The sequence below is a fragment of the Maribacter halichondriae genome (assembly GCF_027474825.1).
GTDB lineage: Bacteria > Bacteroidota > Bacteroidia > Flavobacteriales > Flavobacteriaceae > Meishania > Meishania halichondriae.
This window is the reverse complement of record NZ_CP107030.1, coordinates 1,737,500-1,755,837: the sequence shown is the minus strand read 5'-3', so window position 1 is coordinate 1,755,837 and position 18,338 is coordinate 1,737,500. Positions and strand designations below refer to the sequence as shown.

Sequence of the window (18,338 nt, the reverse complement as noted above, 5' to 3'; positions counted from 1 at the left end):
GAGTCGAAGGGCCATCAAAGTAGAGTCAATAAAAAACAATAGAATTAGAACAAATGAAAGATTGGCTAAAAGCATTAAAGATTGTTGGGGGTATTTTTTTGGCGCTGATCCTGTTCCATATTGTTTGGCCCTTAAAAATGAAGATGGAACCCCAAGCGAATTTTGTTTCCGCGGTGCGGGATGAAAATCATAAACTGTTGGCCGTTTTCGGGGATAATACCATTCTCAATAATAATCTCACAACCGAAGAATTGGCGGCGATGGATGCCAAAGGGATGTTGAATAAATTTCCGATCGTGCCGGTGCTTTCCTATGAAGAACTCCCCGAGAATTATGTCTATTTTTTGACCAAGGTCGAGAGCAAGAATTTCTTCGGAATCGGGAAGGATAATTTCTACGGAATGTCTTTTTCAGGGATAGCGAGATTGTTCAAAGGCAAGGCAGACGGAGGTTCGAATATTCCACAACAGCTTTTAAAAAATGCCATCCATAAAAAGGAAGGTATCGGAACCATTTATCTATCCCGGAAATATGGGGAACAATTGGCGGCGTTTCAGATGGTAAAGTCCGCCAGTCCCGAAGAAATATTAGTGGCCTACACCAATTATTCGGGTAATTTCTGGTACGAGCGCGATTTCTCTGGACTGATTCTCGCCTCTTATGCCATTTTTGGGCGTTCGCCAAATGAGCTGAACGATCTCGAAATGTTGTTGACCGTTAAAACTTTAAAAGGCGCAAGCGATTTGCGATGGCTCTGTAATAACCGTTTCTCGAACCAAAAGGAAATCAAAGAACACATTCTGAATTTTTTTGAACTGATTGCAGAGACCGATACTGACAAAGCAAAATTGGAGGCCATGCGGAAGCTAAATCTTGATTTCAGCAAAAGCAACAAACTTCGTCGAAGCACTGCCTTTACCCAATTTCTCAAAAGCAATCGCGGAAAAGGTTCGAAGCGTTTTGCTACACAATATATTTCATCGATCAGCCAAGAGAAACAAGTGAAATTGCAAGAGGCCGTGGAACAATTTTCGAAACGCTTTCAAAAGCAATTGTCCGTCAACGGATTCGATTTGGAAGTTTCCTTGATTACCATCGATATCAAAACCGGACAAATAGAAGCGACCCTTGGGAATAGAAAAAACAGCGGTGCCATGGCCAATTTTGTGGATTATGGCGAGGGGTTTCAATGCGGTTCTGTTTTGAAACCTCTGGTTTTTCTGGAGCTTTTCGAAAACCATGATTTTGATGAGAACACGACTTTGTTCAATGGCGACCTAAAAGACTATAAATACAACCCCAGCAACGTCGGAAAGAAGTTGTTGAACAAAGAAGTGCTGGTTGGCGACGTTTTGAAATACAGCCTGAACAAAGCTGCTGTAAATTATCGGGTCAAGGCCGACCCTTTGAAAGTCGCAAGGGCAGTTGAGACGAAACTTTCGAAGTTGGAGGTGGCTTCAAATCCGCCGTACAGTTTGGGGGAATCTTATATTCTCGGCACCAAGACCATGACCCCATGGGAGATTGCCCAGGCTTATCAAATGCTATTCAACAAAGGCGAAGCAGTGCCCTTGAGTCCGTGGAAATATATCATCGACCCGCATCTGCAAGACACGATTTACGATGGCAGTTCGAGAAAACGAAAGCAATTGTATTCCGAAGAAAAAGCGAACGGCATAAAAGGTTTGCTGCCAGCAGCTTTTGAACCGGGGGGTACCTGTCACAGGTTAGTGGAATTTTTACCTAAAGAAAAACAATTCTACGGCAAAACGGGCACGACCGGAAAAGCCAAAGACGGCTGGACAGTATTAAGCGATGGAAAAAAATTAGTGGTGGTTTGGGTAGGCTATGTGAAAAATGACAATGGGATTTTGCAACGAAAAGGTGCTCCCGCCATTCCCTCAAAGTCAGGTGGAGGTTCTGCGGGAATTCTCGCCGCCATGGCCTACTCCAAATTGTATAAGTAGTTTAAGAGACTGTGTTGAGCTATTCGATTTGAATTCTTTAACCGCAAAGCGCGCCAAGAAGGCACAAAGGGCGCAAAGAACTTCGGAAAACAAAAAAACTTTGCGACCTTTGCGTAAACCATTGCGCCCCTTGCGGTTAAATCTAATTTTCGCAGATTCGCACGAGTTCAATACGACCAATTTAAAATAGAAACCGACACCTATTCGAGATAATAACTACTTTCTCTTTCCTTACTACCGCCAAACTGCAAACCAAAGAGATTGTTGGTGTTATCGCTATTAAGAAATCATTTCTAGGGTATCGGACAAATCAAGGCAATGAACGATTTGCACGAAAAAAAGGAGAATGACTTTAACGGTTCTGAAACGACCGGGAACAGTCCGCATGAAGAATCGCGATTGTTTTATAAAAAGTTAGGGGCCTATTTGTTGTTGCTCTACCAAGCCTATTTGCAGAAAGAAACGGTGCTTGCACCTGAAATCAAAGCAGCCTATTGGAGAATGGTACAGTTTCAGGAGGGTTTCCCCACGAAGATTCGAATGATGCAATTAGAATATCTGGGTTTTGAAACGGATAATCTCGATTGCCCATGGGATGCCGTCAAGGACAGTCTCTTCCCCATAAAAGATTTTGAACTTCAGGATGCTTTGACTGCTGAACGCGAAAGTCAAATACAGGAGTATAAAAAGGAAATTATGGACTTGCTGAGGTCGACAGGGTAATGCAAGTTCGATCGAAGATTATTCTGCGTTGAAAGGAATATAATTTTCCCATTTCCATGGCGTATATACATCTCCAATGGTGATTTCCAATAATTCCTTAAAGATACTTTCTGCGTTATCGCTATTGGACATCAAAAGCACCCCTATATTTTGTTCGGGGAATAGAATGGAGTAATGTTGAAAACCTTCGCCATGACCCTCCTTAAAAACTGCTTTTCCGTAGGGTGTTTTAGTGATCAACCCCCACGCCATACCATAGTTCAATCCGATTTTTTCATTTTCAGTGGTCGTTTCCAGAGATTGTGGCCCAAATTGCATTTTTGATTTGATTTCAATATTGGGAGAAAATAGCAGCTCGGTTATTGGAGAATCTTGTGACTCTAAAGCAAGTATGTGCTCCAAGAATTTTGAATAGTCTACTGGGGTGGTTTCCATAGAACCTGCCGCACCGGCTTCGTCTTCGGTGTCCTTAGGAATGGTTTTTTGATCAATGGTGTGCCCAAGAACGTATTTTCCTTCAAAACGAGGTTGCCATACGTAACTGGTCATATCCATTTTCAATGGGTCAAAAACAATTTTTCGGGCCAGTTCTTCCAAGCCTTTGCCCGTAATTTTTTCGATCACGATATGCAGCAAGCGAATTCCTTCTCCAGAATAACTGTACCGAGTTCCAGGGTCGGAATAAATTTGGATTTCTCCCTCTCGTTGGAATTCACCTATTCTACTTATCCACCTCCAGTTTGGAAAGCCCGTAGTATGTGAAAGACACATCCTTGCCGTTATCTTTTCATATCTTTTATCTTCTTTGAGATTCTTAAAACCCCTCCATTCCTTTTCAAAATACAGCTCGGGAATAAGCGTGTCCAAATAGCTTTGTAAGGGCTTGTCCAAATCAATGACTCCGTCTTTCACAAGGTGTGCCACGATATATCCGAACACCGATTTGCTTAACGAGGCCCCATAAAATACCTGATTTACCTGAAGGTTATCTTTTTTGTCATAATTAGCGTAACCGAACGCTTCTTGATAGGCGAGGGTATCTTGGTTGAAAATAGAAACCGTAATTCCGGTAACGTTGGCCGTATCAACAAGTTTTTGAATTTTTTGACTCAATTCCGTAGTTGTAATCTTTGAATCGTCAATACGAGTAATCATTTTGGTGTTTTGTGATGCACAGTTTGTAAATACCAAAAGCGCAAATAAGAGTATAAAGGACTTTGCGGCGTTTCTACCTTTACTCCTCAAAATTGGGATTGAAAGCGGATAATAACATTTATAACTTTTTACGGCGTATATGATATTGGCCAAAACAATCAAAACGCAAAGTGGAATGACTGAAACAAAAATTATAAAACCCCATTTTTCGATGGTCAATAAGGCTATAAATGAAAACACGTAAAGTAGTAGTACGGTGATATGAAAATTGACAACCTTGGCTCCGTGTTTGTCATAAAGTGCGTTGTCTTCCCTTTTGTGTATCCAAAGAAAAAGTGGAAAAAGCACATTGCAAAAAGGAAGTATGAACCCCAACAAAGGTGTTCCATGCAAAAGGAGCAACCACTTTTTTTGAATGGCCTCCTCTTTGGGGTTTTCCAAGTCTAAGAGATCGTCTACATTAATGTCGAGCGCGGTGGCCAACAATTTTATCGTCTGTAAATGCGGATTGACATCGCCCTTCTCTATACGTTGAATGGTGCGAACCGTTACTTCGGTTCTTGCCGATAGTTCTTCTTGAGTATAGCCTTTGCGCTTTCTTTGATAGACTAGATTTTTTCCTATTGAATGACTCTCCATTGAAATAAAATTTTGTTGTCACAAAGCTATAGATAACGCTTGGTTAGCTGCACGACATCTAGGTGTCATCTAGGTGTCATTTGCCTTGAATCGGTCCTTTTGCAAAGGTTTGAACAAATTTAGTTGAAAGGTTGGCTAAGAATTTCGAAATATTGAAAATGCTACCTTGTTGTAATTGGTGCTATTTTCATTCGCCTTATGTTAGTAGTCCTTATCCTTCCGTTTTATTTATCCACTTATTGAAGAATGCGCTAAGGTCGCGACCTGTAGATTCCTCCATCGCTTTTTGAAAGTATAGGGTATTGACCGACTTGCCGAAATATTCTTGGCTATAGAATTTTATTCCGCCCCAAAAGTCCTTTTCCCCTAGTTCCATTCTGAGCAGATGTATGACATACGCCCCTTTGAAATAAACAAGATTGCGATCCTCTCTTGTGGGATTTAACCAATCATCGAATACCAAAGATTTATCCTTTCCCTTGTTTTTAACCGACTCATAAACCTTTCGATACGAATCTATATCCGATTCGTATTTGTGCTTGCCGAATTTATGTTCGTTGAAGGCGGCAGACATAAAGGTCGCAAGCCCCTCGTTCAACCAAAAATGGTTCCAGTCCTCGCAGGTAATCATGTTTCCCCACCATTGGTGGGCCAGTTCATGGGAGATTAGATTTGTCTCCGTACTGTCATTCATTACTAACTCGCCATATGATTCCTTCAACACTGAGAATCCAGACATTTCTTGATAATGGTTTCCGATTAGGATTTGGGAATAGGAGGACTGAACATACGGTATGCCCGATTTTGCCTCAAAAAAATCGATTATTTCTCCGGTTGGCCGAAAAATTGTTTTGAGTTGTTCTAAGGTATGATTTGTGGAGTAGTAATTGAGCGAGATTTTTCCATGGGTTTCTTGGAATTTGTTGAAGGGGCCTATTGCGAATCCGTAGGTATACGATGGGGATTCATAATCCTGAACCCATGAATATTGGGTTTTGTCACCCTTATTAGAGGTGTTTTTTAAGACCCCGCTAGCGATACACAGACTGCCATTTGGAATAGATAGTTCTATCTTAAACGTTGCCCTATCGTTTGGGGAGTCGTTACACACCATCCATTGACTGGTCGAAAAAACAGTATAGATACTTTGACTTTTGGGAATGAAAACGATTCCATGAGAAGGACTTCCGGAATACGTTATTTGGATGTGATTTTCTGTCTTGTCCCTACTGTTTAAGGAGATGATTACTTTTTTATTTTTTTGCGTAAAGCCCGCGACCTTGCTACCGGTAATCTCTGTAATCTGAAGATTTCCACAATCAAAGACTACCTCCCTTGCCTCCGGACTGATTAGAAAACTTATGTTGACGGTTCCTGTAAATCTTTCGTTGGACATGTCCGTACTTAGCAGTAGTTCATAGCTTAAGACATTTAGGTCATTTGTTTTCGATGACATTTGAGAAAATACAGAACCCCCTGAACATAATATCCAGAGAAAAATTGTGCTAACTATTTTGGAAAATTGCATTTTGTTAAATGGACATTTTCCTTCGCTCCAAGGGCTTCATTGGCATTGTGGGAAAAGATGAAATACGAATTTAATGTTTTTTCAATCGGGATGTATAGTCCTATAAATCAACCGTTTTGAAGAGTAGTTTGAAAAAAACATCATTTTATCGACCTCCAGTTAATCAAATAGCCAATTTAGTCCGAAGTCCCAACAAATACTTTTCAATAATTTTCGGATCTATTTTTTTGCTGATGGGAATTCGATAACAATCGATGATTCCTGGAAGTATGTGCTTTGCGATTTTCAACGCAATTTTCTTTCCTTGCCTACAGGCCCATTTTCGTTGCGCCTCAAATTCGTTCTTTTCGACACCCATAAAAATATCCGGGAATTTTGACCCTTCAATAAAACGCTTCCGCAAGACTTCCTTTTTCTTTTGTTCGAAATTCGATAGCTCTATATAGTCTTGAACGCTACGGCTCATTTCCGATAGTACCGTATTCTTGTGTTCGCCCCACAAGGTTTCAAATACACCGGGTTCCGATTCACTTTCGGAAAGGAGAATCTCCGAAGTATATTTCATTTTGTGATTCAGCACACCCGCATAATCGAAACACAGATTCTTGATAACCGGAAAATAATAGGTGGTAATTTGAGCGGTACACTTTTCGGTAGATAGCTTCCCGACCTTGTATCTTTTTTGTTCTTTGAGATAGAGGTCTGAAAAAATACTTCGGGCATGGCCCTCGAGATCATCCTTTAGCTCAAATCGTAACAACCAATGTTTGATCAACGGTTCTACGGCATGATAAAAGTTCTTGTGTTTTTCGGCATTACCTGGGTCCTTTAGGTAAGCATACACGATGTTCCACGATGTGTTGTACGATGGTTTGGCCCCCATATTAGATGTGTTGGTCTAATGGTTTTTAGAAAATGCTTCTAAAAGTGATTTTGAAGTAAAAATTCCAAATAGGGAGTATTTAAGAGGGTACTATACTATAACGGGATCTTTGATAACATATTTTGGGAGAAGCTCAAAAAATTTGGCAAAAAAATGATTGTCGAAACTGTAGTAAATATCAGGGGGCCAGAAGGGTTTTTGGCAATAGGTATTTTAGTCCATAGCTATGGACTTTTTACTGGACTTATCTTTTCCCAAAACATGAATGGTGTTCTGAACGGTGCCTTTTAACGGCGCTCCTGATTCGTCGAGTATATCATAACTTATGGTCATCACATCAACAGGTGTTATTTCATCTGTGAGCAGTGTTATCCCTTTACCGTCTTTGGTCAGTCTTGCTTCGGAAATTTTCAAGGTTTTTACATTGTGCCTGTCGGAACCGTATTTGCTACTTCGGATTAAATCCCATGTTTTCACTTCGTAATTTGAAATAGTAGAAGCGCTTTCAGCTTCCAATTTTGAGGCAAACGTCAATTGTATGCCGTTTTCAAGCGTGTTCAATACTATTGGCATCGGGATGGTCTTGCCCGTGTAGCGAATACGGTATAGATCTCCGGTCCGCATATTCTGCGAAGTGCTCCAGGCTTCCATGCCGCATAAATACAAGTGTTGGTCATCAGGATGAAATCGGCCACGCATGACCCCGGTATAGAATTTCATTCCCGGAATATCGATGACTCCGCCTTGTCTTTGACCTTCAACTTCCTCATTGAGGACCAATTGAATTTTGCCATATCCGTAGGAAAAGCTCAAAAGACTACCGTCCAAAGGACCCCATTTTTCACTATCTACCCATAATAATTCAGAAGGAGATCGGTCGAATTCCATATCGACCCAAACCATGGGTTGCTCCATGGCAAGCCGAGTAGAATCTTTAGGCGGATTATACCCCCACATATTTCCATAAAATTTTGCTTCTCCATCCGTTTCGATCCAGTTGATGCGATTCATAGGGTTCCAATAGCCTTGTTGATCGGTTACCAAAAAACTGCCATCGGGATTTAGGCAAACGCCGTTTGCGGCACGAAATCCTTTGGCTATAATTTCTGATTCCGAACCATCTTTGCTGACCTTTATCAATGTGCCATGCTGTGGAATCAAAGCCTCCCGAGCATGTCTCCCACTCTTGGCGTAATATAGATTTCCTTTCTCATCGGCTTGAAGGCCCATTGCAAATTCATGAAAATGATCTGTTACTTGATGGTCATGGTTGAAGCTTTCATAAAAATCGGTTTCATCATCCCCGTTAAAATCGCGAAGACGAACAAGCTGGTCGCGGCAGGTTACGAAAATCTGTTCATCGACCACTTTTATTCCCAAGGGTTGGAATAAGCCCGCCCCGATTCGTTTCCATTTTAGGGAGTTGCCGCCATCGGTCAACCCGGTAATCAACCAAACATCGCCGTCGGTCGTGCAGGCCACTGCTTTGTTGCCATCTTTCATAAAATCGATGCCGCTCAATTTCATGCGGCAATTCCATGGATTGTCATAGGGCGGACTCAGTTGATCCACTGCGAAGAGGTTTTCGTCAGACCCTTTTGTAATAACACTGCTTATTTCCTCGGGATAATGTGCTGGTCCACCTTTGGTATATTGTTTTAACGACTTCGGAGCAGCGGATGATTTTGCCAAAACATCTAAATCGACAGTGGCGTTTGCAATAAAAAGTTTGATTTTGGCCGCTTGTGATTGCTGCACGGTCATCATTACATAGCCATCTTCTTTTGAAAGGGTGGCGCCATTTCCTGAAATTCGGACATTGATATTATCCTTGGCCACTCTTAACTTCAACAAAGAAGAGGAAGGGCTGATATTCAGTGTTCTGGTAAATACGATTTGGTCGTCACTTTCTTCCCTTCCCAATTGTTCGAGAATTTCGGCAGCGCCCACTGAATACGAAATGATGATATCGTTACCATGATGGTATAGGCCTTTGTAATCAGCCCATTCCTTTGGCAAAGGGCCGAATTTTCTACCATCCCGAGCCGTGAATCTGGGGTCTTTAAAATCTCCCGTTTTAGGATTGGCCCACCCTGGCCCGACCGGAGTTTCAAAATGAAGTTTCCCGATTGTACGAGGATAGGTTTCATGACGGTCGTTAAGCAGAATGGCATCCCAATCGATAAAGCCCTCGCCCGTCCAACCTCCTGCAACGCGCATGACATCATGGTCAAAGATCATCCATGCCTTTCCTTTAGCAACGCCTCCTTCGCCTTTATCCAGACGAACGGCGATGCCTTTGTAAGCAAAATTATTTTTCGAATAATCTTCATCGGCATATGGTGTCGGGCCAGGCGAGTGGTAACGTTCAGGTCCGGTTTCGGCATCCACCAATTCATAGGTATTGATGAAAAAATTGCCATAGTCTTGATCCGACCAAGGATGATACGGCCTTGGTTCAGGGCCTTTTGAAGTGCCTTCCGGCAGACCTGCCAAGTACCCAACGGAAGCATTAAAATATTGATCGGGATTGTTCTCTCGAACATATGCTTCCCTGATATAGGTGATGACATCATATTTTTCTCGAGGAGTTAATGTCAATTGAGGGGGCATTGTTGCATAGCCACGACTAATACTCTCATACATGGAATAAGGATCGTTGCCCGCCTTAAAGGGTTGCTCCCAAAATTTCAAGGAAAGTGGAATAGACCCCTCGATTTCCGGATTACCGTGGCAATTGATACAATTCGAGTTATAGATCCGTTCACCTCTTTGAAAAGACTCTTGGCCTGAATCTTCTATTAACTTCGCATGGTCGATATTGAGTTCGGTCTCTTCAAGATCATTGTCAGACAAGACATATTTGATTTCCGAGCGATCGATTACTGCCAGGTCTTCCGATTGTCTTTGGGCAGTTAAGGAATGGGTTTCATCTTCGTTTTTTAAATTTCCCTTGAACGAATCTCCGCTAAAGTTTCCTTCCAGCACAAAAGTATCGCCCCATTTTTCAAAATCACCAGAAATCGAACTGCCCGAAACGGCAAGATTTTGTAATTCAAGCTTTCCCATCTGAAAGGAATTCAAAATCGCTGAATGATTACCATTTTCATTGATGATTTTTAAAACTCCATAGGAAGAATTGTCTTCGTCCCAAGAAACTTCAAAGTCCCAAGATCCTTCAATATTGGTTGGCGTGCATCCAAGAAAAACGAGACTTGAGGCGACTAGTAGTAATCTTAAAATGCTACTCAATTTAGGCATGGTCTTCATACTTATCCTTTAAAAATACCTTTTATTTCGAGAATTCCTTTTGCATACGAATGCATTTAATAGAACTTTACCCTGCTGAGAACTTGTAAAGAACGGCCCTACATAAAATTAGCTATTCCAATTTTCTGATAAAAGCCTTCATTTTGGGTATCACGGATGCGGGCATGCTCAATTCATCAACACCTATATTAATAAAGGTTTCCGTTAAGTTGATGTCTGCCGCCAGTCCCCCACATATGCCGACCCACTTGCCTTTGGCGTGCGCAACTCGAACCACATTTTCCAAAAGCTTCAGAATGCCGGGTACGGCCTCGGGAAGATATTCCGAAACAGAGGTATTCGTTCGGTCCGCCGCCATCATGTATTGCGCCAGGTCATTGGTGCCGAAAGAGAAAAAATCGACATCGTCTACAAACAACTCAGGGAGCAAGGCGACATTCGGTATTTCGACCATGATGCCCAAGGGGATGGATTTTTTGATTTCAATTCCATCGGATTCCAATTCCGAAGTTTCTTTCTGAATGACATTCTTTACGGCTTGCAAATCTTGAGGTGTGGCAATCATAGGGAGTAAAAATTGAAGATCATAGGAAGCCGACAACCGCAACAAGGCCCGTATTTGCGGTTTGAGGAGCGCATCGTAATGTTTGAAACCTAAACGCAAGGCACGTATGCCCATAGCTGGATTCTCTTCTTCCTCCATTTCGATATAGGAGACCTTTTTATCGGAACCTATATCCATAAGACGAACAACAATCTCTTTGTCGGGAAGTTCATCCAGCATCGCCTTGTACATTTCGTATTGTTCTTCTTCGGTGGGCAACGAAGTTCTTTCCAAAAAGCAGAATTCGGTACGTAATAAACCGACACCATCGGCCCCTTTGAGTTGGGCATCTTTGGCATCTTTGGCATCCCCGATATTGGCGTAGACCTTTAATTGCTTTCCGGATAATGTTCGGGCGGGCAAATGGCTGTTTTCAAGATTTTCTTCTTCTTCCAAACGGTATATTTCATATCGCTTTTGAAATGCCTTGAATATTTCATTATCTGGATTTACCTCAATCTTTCCGACTTCCGCATCAAGAAGCACCGTATCGTTTTTCAACACGGAAAAAAGCCTATCGCCCAAGCCTACGATCGCCGGAATTCCCATGGCATTGTATAATATGGAAGAATGATCGGTAGCACCTCCTTGAGCTGTAACTACTCCGAGTACGAATTGTGTATCAATTGTTGAGATCTGATGTGTCGAAATTTTGTCCGCAATGATGATTACGGGCTTCGAAAGGTTCAAATGTAAATCTGATTTTCCTTGAAGATGTCGTATTACGGCAGTTGAGACCTCGTCGATGTCTTTTGCCCGGGCGCTAAGGTATTCGTCGTGCAGCTGCTCCAACAATTCCATGAATTCCTTTGCGACGGCATGTAGGGCAAAATCGGCATTGGTATGCTCAGCAGCTATGATTTCGATGGACTTATCGATCAATTCGGGATCTTCTAAAATCGAAATATGGGCGTCATAGATTTCAAGCTCATTTGCCGAAAGCCGTTCGGCCATCTTTTCTTTAACCCCGGCAATTTGAACCTTTATAGCTACCAGTGCTTTCTTAAAGGTTTCGATTTCCAAATCGGGATTTTCGACAACTTTTTTATGAACGATGAGCGGTGCTGCGTTCTCGATCAAGAACGCGCTACCATGGGCGAAGCCCGGGGATGCCGGTATTCCTTTTAAGATAAGAATAATATTAGCTATTAAAGTTGTTCTGCACGAATTCGATCAGGGCTTGCAAGGCTTCCGATTCATCCTCGCCGTCTGCCGATACCTCAACAGTGGCATTGCTCTTTACCCCGAGAGTCATAATGGCCAGCATACTCTTGCCATTGATCGTTTTATCGTTGTATGTGACTTGAACAGTGCTAGCAAAGCTCCCCGCTTTTTTTGCGAACAAGGATGCCGTTCTAGCATGAAAGCCTATTTCATCAGTGACCGTTACCGTATTTTTGACCATGAAGGTTATTTTAAAAGTTCCTCGGCCTGATCCATTATCGAAACGGGATTTCTGACCGCTTTGTTTACACTCACATCGACAATCGGCTTCCCTTCAAATCGAGATTCTCCCGATATCTTTATCATTTTTGCAATGATGACCACATCGGCGGCATCGATCTGTTCTTGCGATAATTTTACAGGAACTTTATGTCCGCCCTGTTCTTCCACCACAATTTCGTGGCCTCTTTTTTTGGCTTCCTTTTTAAGCGCCATCGCTGCCATTTTGCTGTGTGCGACACCCGCAAGACAAGCTGTTACCAATGCTATTTTCATAGTGTTCTGTTTTGTGTTAATCCATTTCTTCCTCCTCCTCGCGTTCGAGTTGGGCAATATCCCTTTTACTGATACCCTTAAGTAGATTGGCCACCAAGGCCACGGTAATGGAACCTACTACCACTGAAAGTACAAAAATTAAGGGTTTGTTATAGAAAAACCATTGCGCTACGCCCAAAACGGGGGTACTCAATTCCAACAAGAAATATCCGGCAATAACCCCTGCGACGGTTGACCCTAGGGCGGTAGCAACGGTTACCCTCCATAAATCGCCCGCGGCCAATGGGATTACAATCTCCGTGAATCCACCAATTATTGAATACAACCAAGAACTCTTGGCGTACTCTTTCTCGGTCTTGGTATATAGTTTCGGCTTGAGAAAAGTGGCCAAGCACATGCCCAAAGGTGGCACGGTAACTATGGCCCCACAAATACCTAGCGGAACGAACAAGTCGATATCCATTACCGCAGTGGCAAATGTACTTTGAGTTTTACTAAAAGGACCGCCATAATCAATACCTCCGAGAAAGCCCATTACGGCTCCTAAAATACCGGATCCCCCTTCGCCAAGATTGGTCAAGAAATCGGTCAAGAAAATCATGAGTGCCGCTATCGGAGGGCCTACCAAATAAAACAAAAATAAGCCCACGATAATCGTACTAAAGACGGGTGCCATAAAGCCCCAAGTGCTCTGTAGCATACTTGACAGTTGAACCTTTAGCAACATATGGGTCACGTACCCCACCAATATTCCTCCTAGGAGCGCACCCAAATACCCCGTGTCGATTTGCTGCGCCAAGATGCCGACTATAAATCCTGGGGCAATACCTGGTGTGTCACAAATACTGTATGCAGTATAGGCCGCCATTACAGGCACAAAATAGTGGAGTCCGATTTCGCCAATATCCTTTAGGATTTTCCAAACGGTACCATCTGCAATTTCGGTGCCACCAAGAACAGCCAAGCTTCCGGCCACCCCACCTATAAGGATTACGGGCAGCATATAGGATACTCCGGTTCGAAAATGGAGCCCTGTATTTTTAAAGATGGTCTTGGTTTCTTCCCAGAATTTCATAAGTGGTGGTCTTTAGTTGAAGGTATGTATGATGTCTTGCTCGGTGGTTGCGTCTTCCCATAGTTTCCGAATATCATCGTCCAAAGCAAGTTCGGCAATGGCCGACATCATTTCAATATGTACGGTATCCTCGCCTTCCTTAAGTTGAGGTATGGCGAGTATAATGACAAAGTTGACCAAATCGTCATCTTCGTCCCAGGTAAGGCCCTGTGATCTTCCGAAAGCGAAAGAGGCCTTATTCACAACTTCGGATACGCTATGCGGAATCGCAATATTGCTTCCGCAGTACGTAGATAATATTTTTTCACGGTTCATGATATCCTTCACATAACCTTCCCTATCATTGATTTTACCACTTTCAAAAAGAACCTGGGCCAGTTCTTCAATGGCTTCTTCTTTGTTTTTGGCTTTCAGGTCAAGGATAACTTCCGGAATCATACCATTATTTTTTCTGGGCGGCATCAATAGCGGCCCGACATTTTTGTATTCCGGCAGTGATACCATCCGGGTCTTTAAAGATTGCGGAAGAAAGAATAACTACATCGGGGTCGCAGGCAATCAGTTTATCCAAATTATCCGCCCGGATACCTCCGTCGATGGCGATCTCACAATCCGGATTTTTCTCATCGACCATTTTCCTGGCCCTTCGCAAGAGATCAAGGCAAGATTTTCTCCAGCCCCAATTATCCTTTCCATCGGTCTCATCGACCCCATGCACAACAATGTGCAAACGGTCAATGTCATAGATCGATTCTTCAACAAAAGAAAGCGGAGTGTACAGTCCGATTGTCAATCCGAATTTCATTTTTCGCTCCCGGCACCAATTGATAATATATGCCAAAGGCGCCCCGATAAAATGTTCCGCTGGCAGGATCAACATATTCGTACCGACCTCGGCCAGCTTTTCGATAAAGAGCAAATCACAGGTCTCGGTATAGATATGGCATTCAATGGGCTTATCAGTATAGGGCCGAATGCCTTCAATGACCTGATGGCCGCCCATCAACTGCATGTTCTTAAGATCGTGCATATCGGCGGCATCCGAATGGATATAATCCGCACCTGCTTCAGAGGCTTCCTTGACAATATCCGCCAAATGACCATAATCGACGTGGGCGAGGCCGGCTGCTATTTTGATTTTTTTCATAATTGCGTTTTAAGCCAAACTATTGGCCATCATGTTTTTAATTTGATCCGCGTTGTCGGGCTGCAATAGATTCAAAAGCGGATGGTTTGTGATTTCTTCGTATTCCTCCTTCGTTAGCTTTGTTCGTTGGAGCGCTTCGGATAGCTTTACAGTTTCGAGCAAGTCAATAATTCGTTCAGGTAGTGACCTGTTATCATTTTCCGAATTGATATATCGCGCGACCCGATCAAACTTTTCTTGTGCCAAGGGCTCCTTATATTTTAAAAATTCGGGATACACAATGGCCAAGGTTTCGCCATGTGGTACTCTCGGACAGATTCCCCCGATGATTTCGCCGAGCGGATGAGGGAGTTGTGCACCTCCGTTCGCAAGACACATTCCGGCCAAAGTATCGGCCCACGCCAATTGGGTACGGGCTTCAATATCCGCAGGATTTTCAATCGCTTTCGGCAAATAATCAAAGACGATTTTGATGGCCTGAAGCGACATGGTCTCGGTCAATGGGGAAGTCATATTCCCCAGATAACTTTCAAAGGCATGGGTAAAGGCATCAAACCCGGTAGCTGCAGTCACATGAGCGGGCACGGAAAGCATAAGTTCGGGGTCGATGATGGATACGGATGGGAAAAGTCCCGAATGAAAAATGGTCACCTTATTCTTGTTCGCCGTATCGGTTACTACTGCGGCTTGGGTAGATTGTGACCCTGTGCCGGAAGTCGTGGAGACGGCTACGAAAGGCAACGCCTCGCCTGGACTTTTGCCAACTGCAAATGGGTTCGAGTATCTTTCGATGGCTTCATCCCAGTTTAATTTTGCGTCCTTGTTATAGAAAAATGCAATAAGTTTAGCGCTGTCCATTACAGAACCGCCTCCCACACCCAATACAAAATCGACCTGGTGTTCAACTGCTTTTTTGATTCCGTTTTCGACACCTTCGGTCGTAGGGTTGGGTACGATTTCATCAAAATGAAATACGGTAACTCCGGCCTCGGCCAAAATGGTGTTGATTCTTTTGTACGTTTCTTTTTGTGAACCATTTATCGGTCTTGAGACCATTAAGCATTTGCTTCCCAACCCTGAGGAAATGGCTGCAAGCTCATTGATTCTACCTGCGCCAAATCGTATTTGCGAAGGCATAAAAAAATTAAAGCTATTCATAATCTGATTTTAAACAAGTTCAAACTTTGCCGTAAAATGGCGTAGGCTTAAAATCGGACCTTCATAGGTCAGACGAAGCCCTTTCATTTCATCCCTTCGTTCATACACATCGGCCAGTGAATTGACAACAACATCCATATGTCGGTTCGTATAGACTCGTCGCGATATGGAAAGCCGTACAAGATCCAATTCGGGATAATGGATTTCTCCAGTTTCAGGGTCTTTTTTGGAAAAGGCACACGACCCTAATTCCACCCCACGTACCCCTCCGGTTTTGTAGAGTTCGACGACCAAGGCCTGCCCCGGAAATTCACTTTGCGGAATATGGGGATAGAATTTCTTGGCGTCGATATAAACTCCGTGACCTCCTGTCGGTTTTATAATCGGGATTCCTTTTTTATGCAATTCATCCCCTAAATATTTTACCTGCTCGATTCGGTATTCAAGATAATCCTCTTCGGTGCCTTCGTCAAGTCCAATGGCCAAGGCCTCCAAATCTCTTCCACTTTGACCTCCGTAGGTAATGAAACCTTCATTCACAATGGCCAATAGATTTATCATGGGCACCAATTCTTCATGGCGCGTACAAATAAATCCGCCGATGTTGACCATGCCGTCCTTTTTGGAACTCATGACACATCCGTCAGCGTACGAGAACATTTCAAGCGAAATTTCTTTAACGGTCTTGTTCTCATAACCGGCTTCCCTCTTTTTGATGAAATAGCAATTCTCGGCAAAGCGTGCCGCATCGATCATAAAAGGAATTTCATATTTTTTGGCAATGGCCGATACTTCGCGAATATTAGCCATAGAAACGGGCTGTCCGCCATTCCCGTTACAAGTAACGGTCATGATGATCAATGGGATATTTTCTTTTCCTTTTTCGTCAATAATGGCTTGGAGTTTTTCAACATCCATATTCCCTTTAAAAGGATGTTCAATCGTATTGGCGGTTCTCCCTTCTTCGATAATCAGGTCAATGGGTATCGACCCAGCCAACTCGGCATGCCCCTTGAAGCTATCAAAATGTAGGTTCCCGGGAATGTATCCCCCGTTTTTAGCATAGAGTTGTGACATGATAAAGTCGGCCGCACGGCCTTGATGGGTAGGTTGCACATAAGGAAATCCCAATATATCTTGTGCCGCTTTTTCGAAGGTGAAAAAGCTTTTGGCCCCGGCATAAGACTCATCGCCCCTCATCATGCCGGCCCATTGATTTGAACTCATTGCTGTGGTTCCGCTATCCGTGAGCATGTCTATATAAACATTTTCCGCCCGTAATTTAAAAACATTGTAGTAGGCTTCTTCTATCCATTTTTCTCGTTCTGCTCTTGTAGATTTCTTAATTGGTTCTACAACTTTGATACGAAAGGGTTCGGCATTCAAAAATTTCATTAAAGTCGGGTTTTTGTTTAGAAATTGGTTTATCTGACACTGTTTTTGCCAAATTATTGCCATAAAGACAAGGTATCGTAAATGTAACAAAACTTGTTAATACGACCTTTGTAAGAATAAATATTTTAAACTAATCGTAAGGGTGGTACAATACAAAAGCAACTCAGTTGATTTTACTTTCGAGAAATAGCGATAAGGGTAGTCTTGGCATTTTTTATTTGCATGCAGGTGCTGAAAAAGAAATTTCTTTAGGGGTTATAAATAGACAAATACATGGGTGATAATAATCATTTGAGTCTTGATGTCGCAAGTCTAACTTTGTGAATTGAAAGTTTAAGAGCAAATGCTAGAACGTTACCTCCCTATTTTTGTGATTTTGGCCATACTGGCCGAGATTTTGGGAACCGTTGGAGGTTTTGGGTCTTCGGTCTATTTTGTGCCGATTGCCAATTTTTTTCTTGATTTTCAATCCGTATTAGGCATTACTGCGCTTTTTCACTTGGCAAGCAACGTTTCAAAGATTGCCATTTTCAAAAAGGGATTCGATAAGAAAATCGTGTTGACCTTGGGGATTCCCGCCGTGATTTTCGTTTCTGTCGGGGCTTGGCTGAGCAAGTTTTTGGATTCTACGATTTTGACCTATTTGTTGGGGGCCTTTCTAATAATTTTAAGTCTGGCCTTTCTGATATTTAAAAGTTTGGTCGTCAACCCGAACACAAAAAATGCGATGATCGGAGGTTCACTTTCAGGATTAAGCGCTGGAATCTTAGGCACTGGGGGAGCCATTCGCGGGATTACCTTGGCCGCTTTTAAAATGGACAAGAACAAGTTCATCGCCACCTCCGCCGTTATTGATTTGGGAGTCGACCTTAGTAGGTCAGTAATCTACTACTTTAATGGCTATATGCACAAAGAGCATTTGTATTTGGTGCCCATCCTTTTGGTGGTCAGTATTTTGGGTACCTGGATTGGTAAAAAAATATTAGACAAGATTACCCAAGAGCAGTTTCGAAACTTTGTGCTTTTTTTGATATTGGGAATCGGTGTTGCCAGTATTGTTTCAGAAATGTGGTAA

Annotated in this window: 15 protein-coding genes; 3 read left to right on the top strand and 12 right to left on the bottom strand. The window is 42.7% G+C overall.

Annotated features, from left to right (window positions below):
- The first annotated feature begins 53 nt into the window (after window positions 1–53).
- Window positions 54–1,967 (top strand): penicillin-binding transpeptidase domain-containing protein, encoded by a 1,914-nt coding sequence (locus N8A86_RS08075; RefSeq protein ID WP_273568577.1) that lies wholly within the window; start codon window positions 54–56, stop codon window positions 1,965–1,967.
- Window positions 1,968–2,285: 318 nt separating this feature from the next.
- The gene (locus N8A86_RS08070; protein WP_273568576.1) at window positions 2,286–2,690 is read left to right on the top strand and encodes a hypothetical protein; all 405 of its coding nucleotides are present in this window, start codon (window positions 2,286–2,288) and stop codon (window positions 2,688–2,690) included.
- Between the two features lie 18 nt (window positions 2,691–2,708).
- Here N8A86_RS08070 and N8A86_RS08065 read toward each other — a convergent pair whose 3' ends face one another.
- From N8A86_RS08065 to N8A86_RS08010, 12 genes are all read right to left on the bottom strand, one after another.
- Window positions 2,709–4,484 (bottom strand): serine hydrolase, encoded by a 1,776-nt coding sequence (locus N8A86_RS08065; RefSeq protein ID WP_273568575.1) that lies wholly within the window; start codon window positions 4,482–4,484, stop codon window positions 2,709–2,711.
- Window positions 4,485–4,695: 211 nt separating this feature from the next.
- Complete coding sequence (locus N8A86_RS08060; RefSeq protein WP_273568574.1) at window positions 4,696–5,940, bottom strand: M1 family aminopeptidase; 1,245 nt, start codon at window positions 5,938–5,940, stop codon at window positions 4,696–4,698.
- A gap of 235 nt (window positions 5,941–6,175) precedes the next feature.
- Window positions 6,176–6,895, bottom strand: a complete 720-nt coding sequence (locus tag N8A86_RS08055) for a hypothetical protein (protein ID WP_273568573.1) — start codon at window positions 6,893–6,895, stop codon at window positions 6,176–6,178.
- A 213-nt stretch (window positions 6,896–7,108) separates the two neighbouring features.
- Window positions 7,109–10,165, bottom strand: coding sequence for a DUF6797 domain-containing protein (locus tag N8A86_RS08050; RefSeq protein ID WP_273568572.1), 3,057 nt, complete (start codon window positions 10,163–10,165; stop codon window positions 7,109–7,111).
- Window positions 10,166–10,277: 112 nt separating this feature from the next.
- On the bottom strand, window positions 10,278–11,888 hold the full coding sequence (ptsP, locus tag N8A86_RS08045) for a phosphoenolpyruvate--protein phosphotransferase (protein ID WP_273569046.1): 1,611 nt from the start codon (window positions 11,886–11,888) through the stop codon (window positions 10,278–10,280).
- A 22-nt stretch (window positions 11,889–11,910) separates the two neighbouring features.
- Complete coding sequence (locus tag N8A86_RS08040; RefSeq protein WP_273568571.1) at window positions 11,911–12,174, bottom strand: HPr family phosphocarrier protein; 264 nt, start codon at window positions 12,172–12,174, stop codon at window positions 11,911–11,913.
- Window positions 12,175–12,179: 5 nt separating this feature from the next.
- A complete protein-coding gene (locus N8A86_RS08035; RefSeq protein WP_273568570.1) occupies window positions 12,180–12,488 on the bottom strand; it encodes a PTS fructose transporter subunit IIB in 309 nt (102 codons plus the stop codon).
- Window positions 12,489–12,504: 16 nt separating this feature from the next.
- Complete coding sequence (locus N8A86_RS08030) at window positions 12,505–13,563, bottom strand: PTS fructose transporter subunit IIC (protein ID WP_273568569.1); 1,059 nt, start codon at window positions 13,561–13,563, stop codon at window positions 12,505–12,507.
- Window positions 13,564–13,575: 12 nt separating this feature from the next.
- A complete protein-coding gene (locus tag N8A86_RS08025; RefSeq protein WP_273568568.1) occupies window positions 13,576–14,001 on the bottom strand; it encodes a PTS sugar transporter subunit IIA in 426 nt (141 codons plus the stop codon).
- A gap of 4 nt (window positions 14,002–14,005) precedes the next feature.
- Window positions 14,006–14,710, bottom strand: coding sequence for a ribulose-phosphate 3-epimerase (locus N8A86_RS08020; protein ID WP_273568567.1), 705 nt, complete (start codon window positions 14,708–14,710; stop codon window positions 14,006–14,008).
- Window positions 14,711–14,719: 9 nt separating this feature from the next.
- Window positions 14,720–15,868: an iron-containing alcohol dehydrogenase gene (locus tag N8A86_RS08015; protein ID WP_273568566.1), complete on the bottom strand. Its 1,149-nt coding sequence runs from the start codon at window positions 15,866–15,868 to the stop codon at window positions 14,720–14,722.
- 9 nt (window positions 15,869–15,877) lie between these two features.
- Window positions 15,878–17,263, bottom strand: a complete 1,386-nt coding sequence (locus N8A86_RS08010; protein ID WP_273568565.1) for a tryptophanase — start codon at window positions 17,261–17,263, stop codon at window positions 15,878–15,880.
- A gap of 343 nt (window positions 17,264–17,606) precedes the next feature.
- On the opposite strand from N8A86_RS08010, the gene N8A86_RS08005 reads away from it, so the two are divergent.
- Window positions 17,607–18,338 carry a sulfite exporter TauE/SafE family protein gene (locus N8A86_RS08005; RefSeq protein WP_273568564.1) on the top strand — a complete coding sequence of 244 codons (732 nt, stop codon included), beginning with the start codon at window positions 17,607–17,609 and terminating at the stop codon, window positions 18,336–18,338.

Excerpts from the sequence above, each read along its gene's own strand:
- N8A86_RS08075 (WP_273568577.1), top strand. The coding sequence starts at position 54 with ATGAAAGATTGGCTAAAAGCATTAAAGATTGTTGGGGGTATTTTTTTG.
- N8A86_RS08070 (WP_273568576.1), top strand. The coding sequence starts at position 2,286 with ATGAACGATTTGCACGAAAAAAAGGAGAATGACTTTAACGGTTCTGAA.
- N8A86_RS08065 (WP_273568575.1), bottom strand. The coding sequence starts at position 4,484 with ATGGAGAGTCATTCAATAGGAAAAAATCTAGTCTATCAAAGAAAGCGC.
- N8A86_RS08060 (WP_273568574.1), bottom strand. The coding sequence starts at position 5,940 with ATGTCATCGAAAACAAATGACCTAAATGTCTTAAGCTATGAACTACTG.
- N8A86_RS08055 (WP_273568573.1), bottom strand. The coding sequence starts at position 6,895 with ATGGGGGCCAAACCATCGTACAACACATCGTGGAACATCGTGTATGCT.
- N8A86_RS08050 (WP_273568572.1), bottom strand. The coding sequence starts at position 10,165 with ATGAAGACCATGCCTAAATTGAGTAGCATTTTAAGATTACTACTAGTC.
- N8A86_RS08040 (WP_273568571.1), bottom strand. The coding sequence starts at position 12,174 with ATGGTCAAAAATACGGTAACGGTCACTGATGAAATAGGCTTTCATGCT.
- N8A86_RS08035 (WP_273568570.1), bottom strand. The coding sequence starts at position 12,488 with ATGAAAATAGCATTGGTAACAGCTTGTCTTGCGGGTGTCGCACACAGC.
- N8A86_RS08030 (WP_273568569.1), bottom strand. The coding sequence starts at position 13,563 with ATGAAATTCTGGGAAGAAACCAAGACCATCTTTAAAAATACAGGGCTC.
- N8A86_RS08025 (WP_273568568.1), bottom strand. The coding sequence starts at position 14,001 with ATGATTCCGGAAGTTATCCTTGACCTGAAAGCCAAAAACAAAGAAGAA.
- N8A86_RS08020 (WP_273568567.1), bottom strand. The coding sequence starts at position 14,710 with ATGAAAAAAATCAAAATAGCAGCCGGCCTCGCCCACGTCGATTATGGT.
- N8A86_RS08015 (WP_273568566.1), bottom strand. The coding sequence starts at position 15,868 with ATGAATAGCTTTAATTTTTTTATGCCTTCGCAAATACGATTTGGCGCA.
- N8A86_RS08010 (WP_273568565.1), bottom strand. The coding sequence starts at position 17,263 with ATGAAATTTTTGAATGCCGAACCCTTTCGTATCAAAGTTGTAGAACCA.
- N8A86_RS08005 (WP_273568564.1), top strand. The coding sequence starts at position 17,607 with ATGCTAGAACGTTACCTCCCTATTTTTGTGATTTTGGCCATACTGGCC.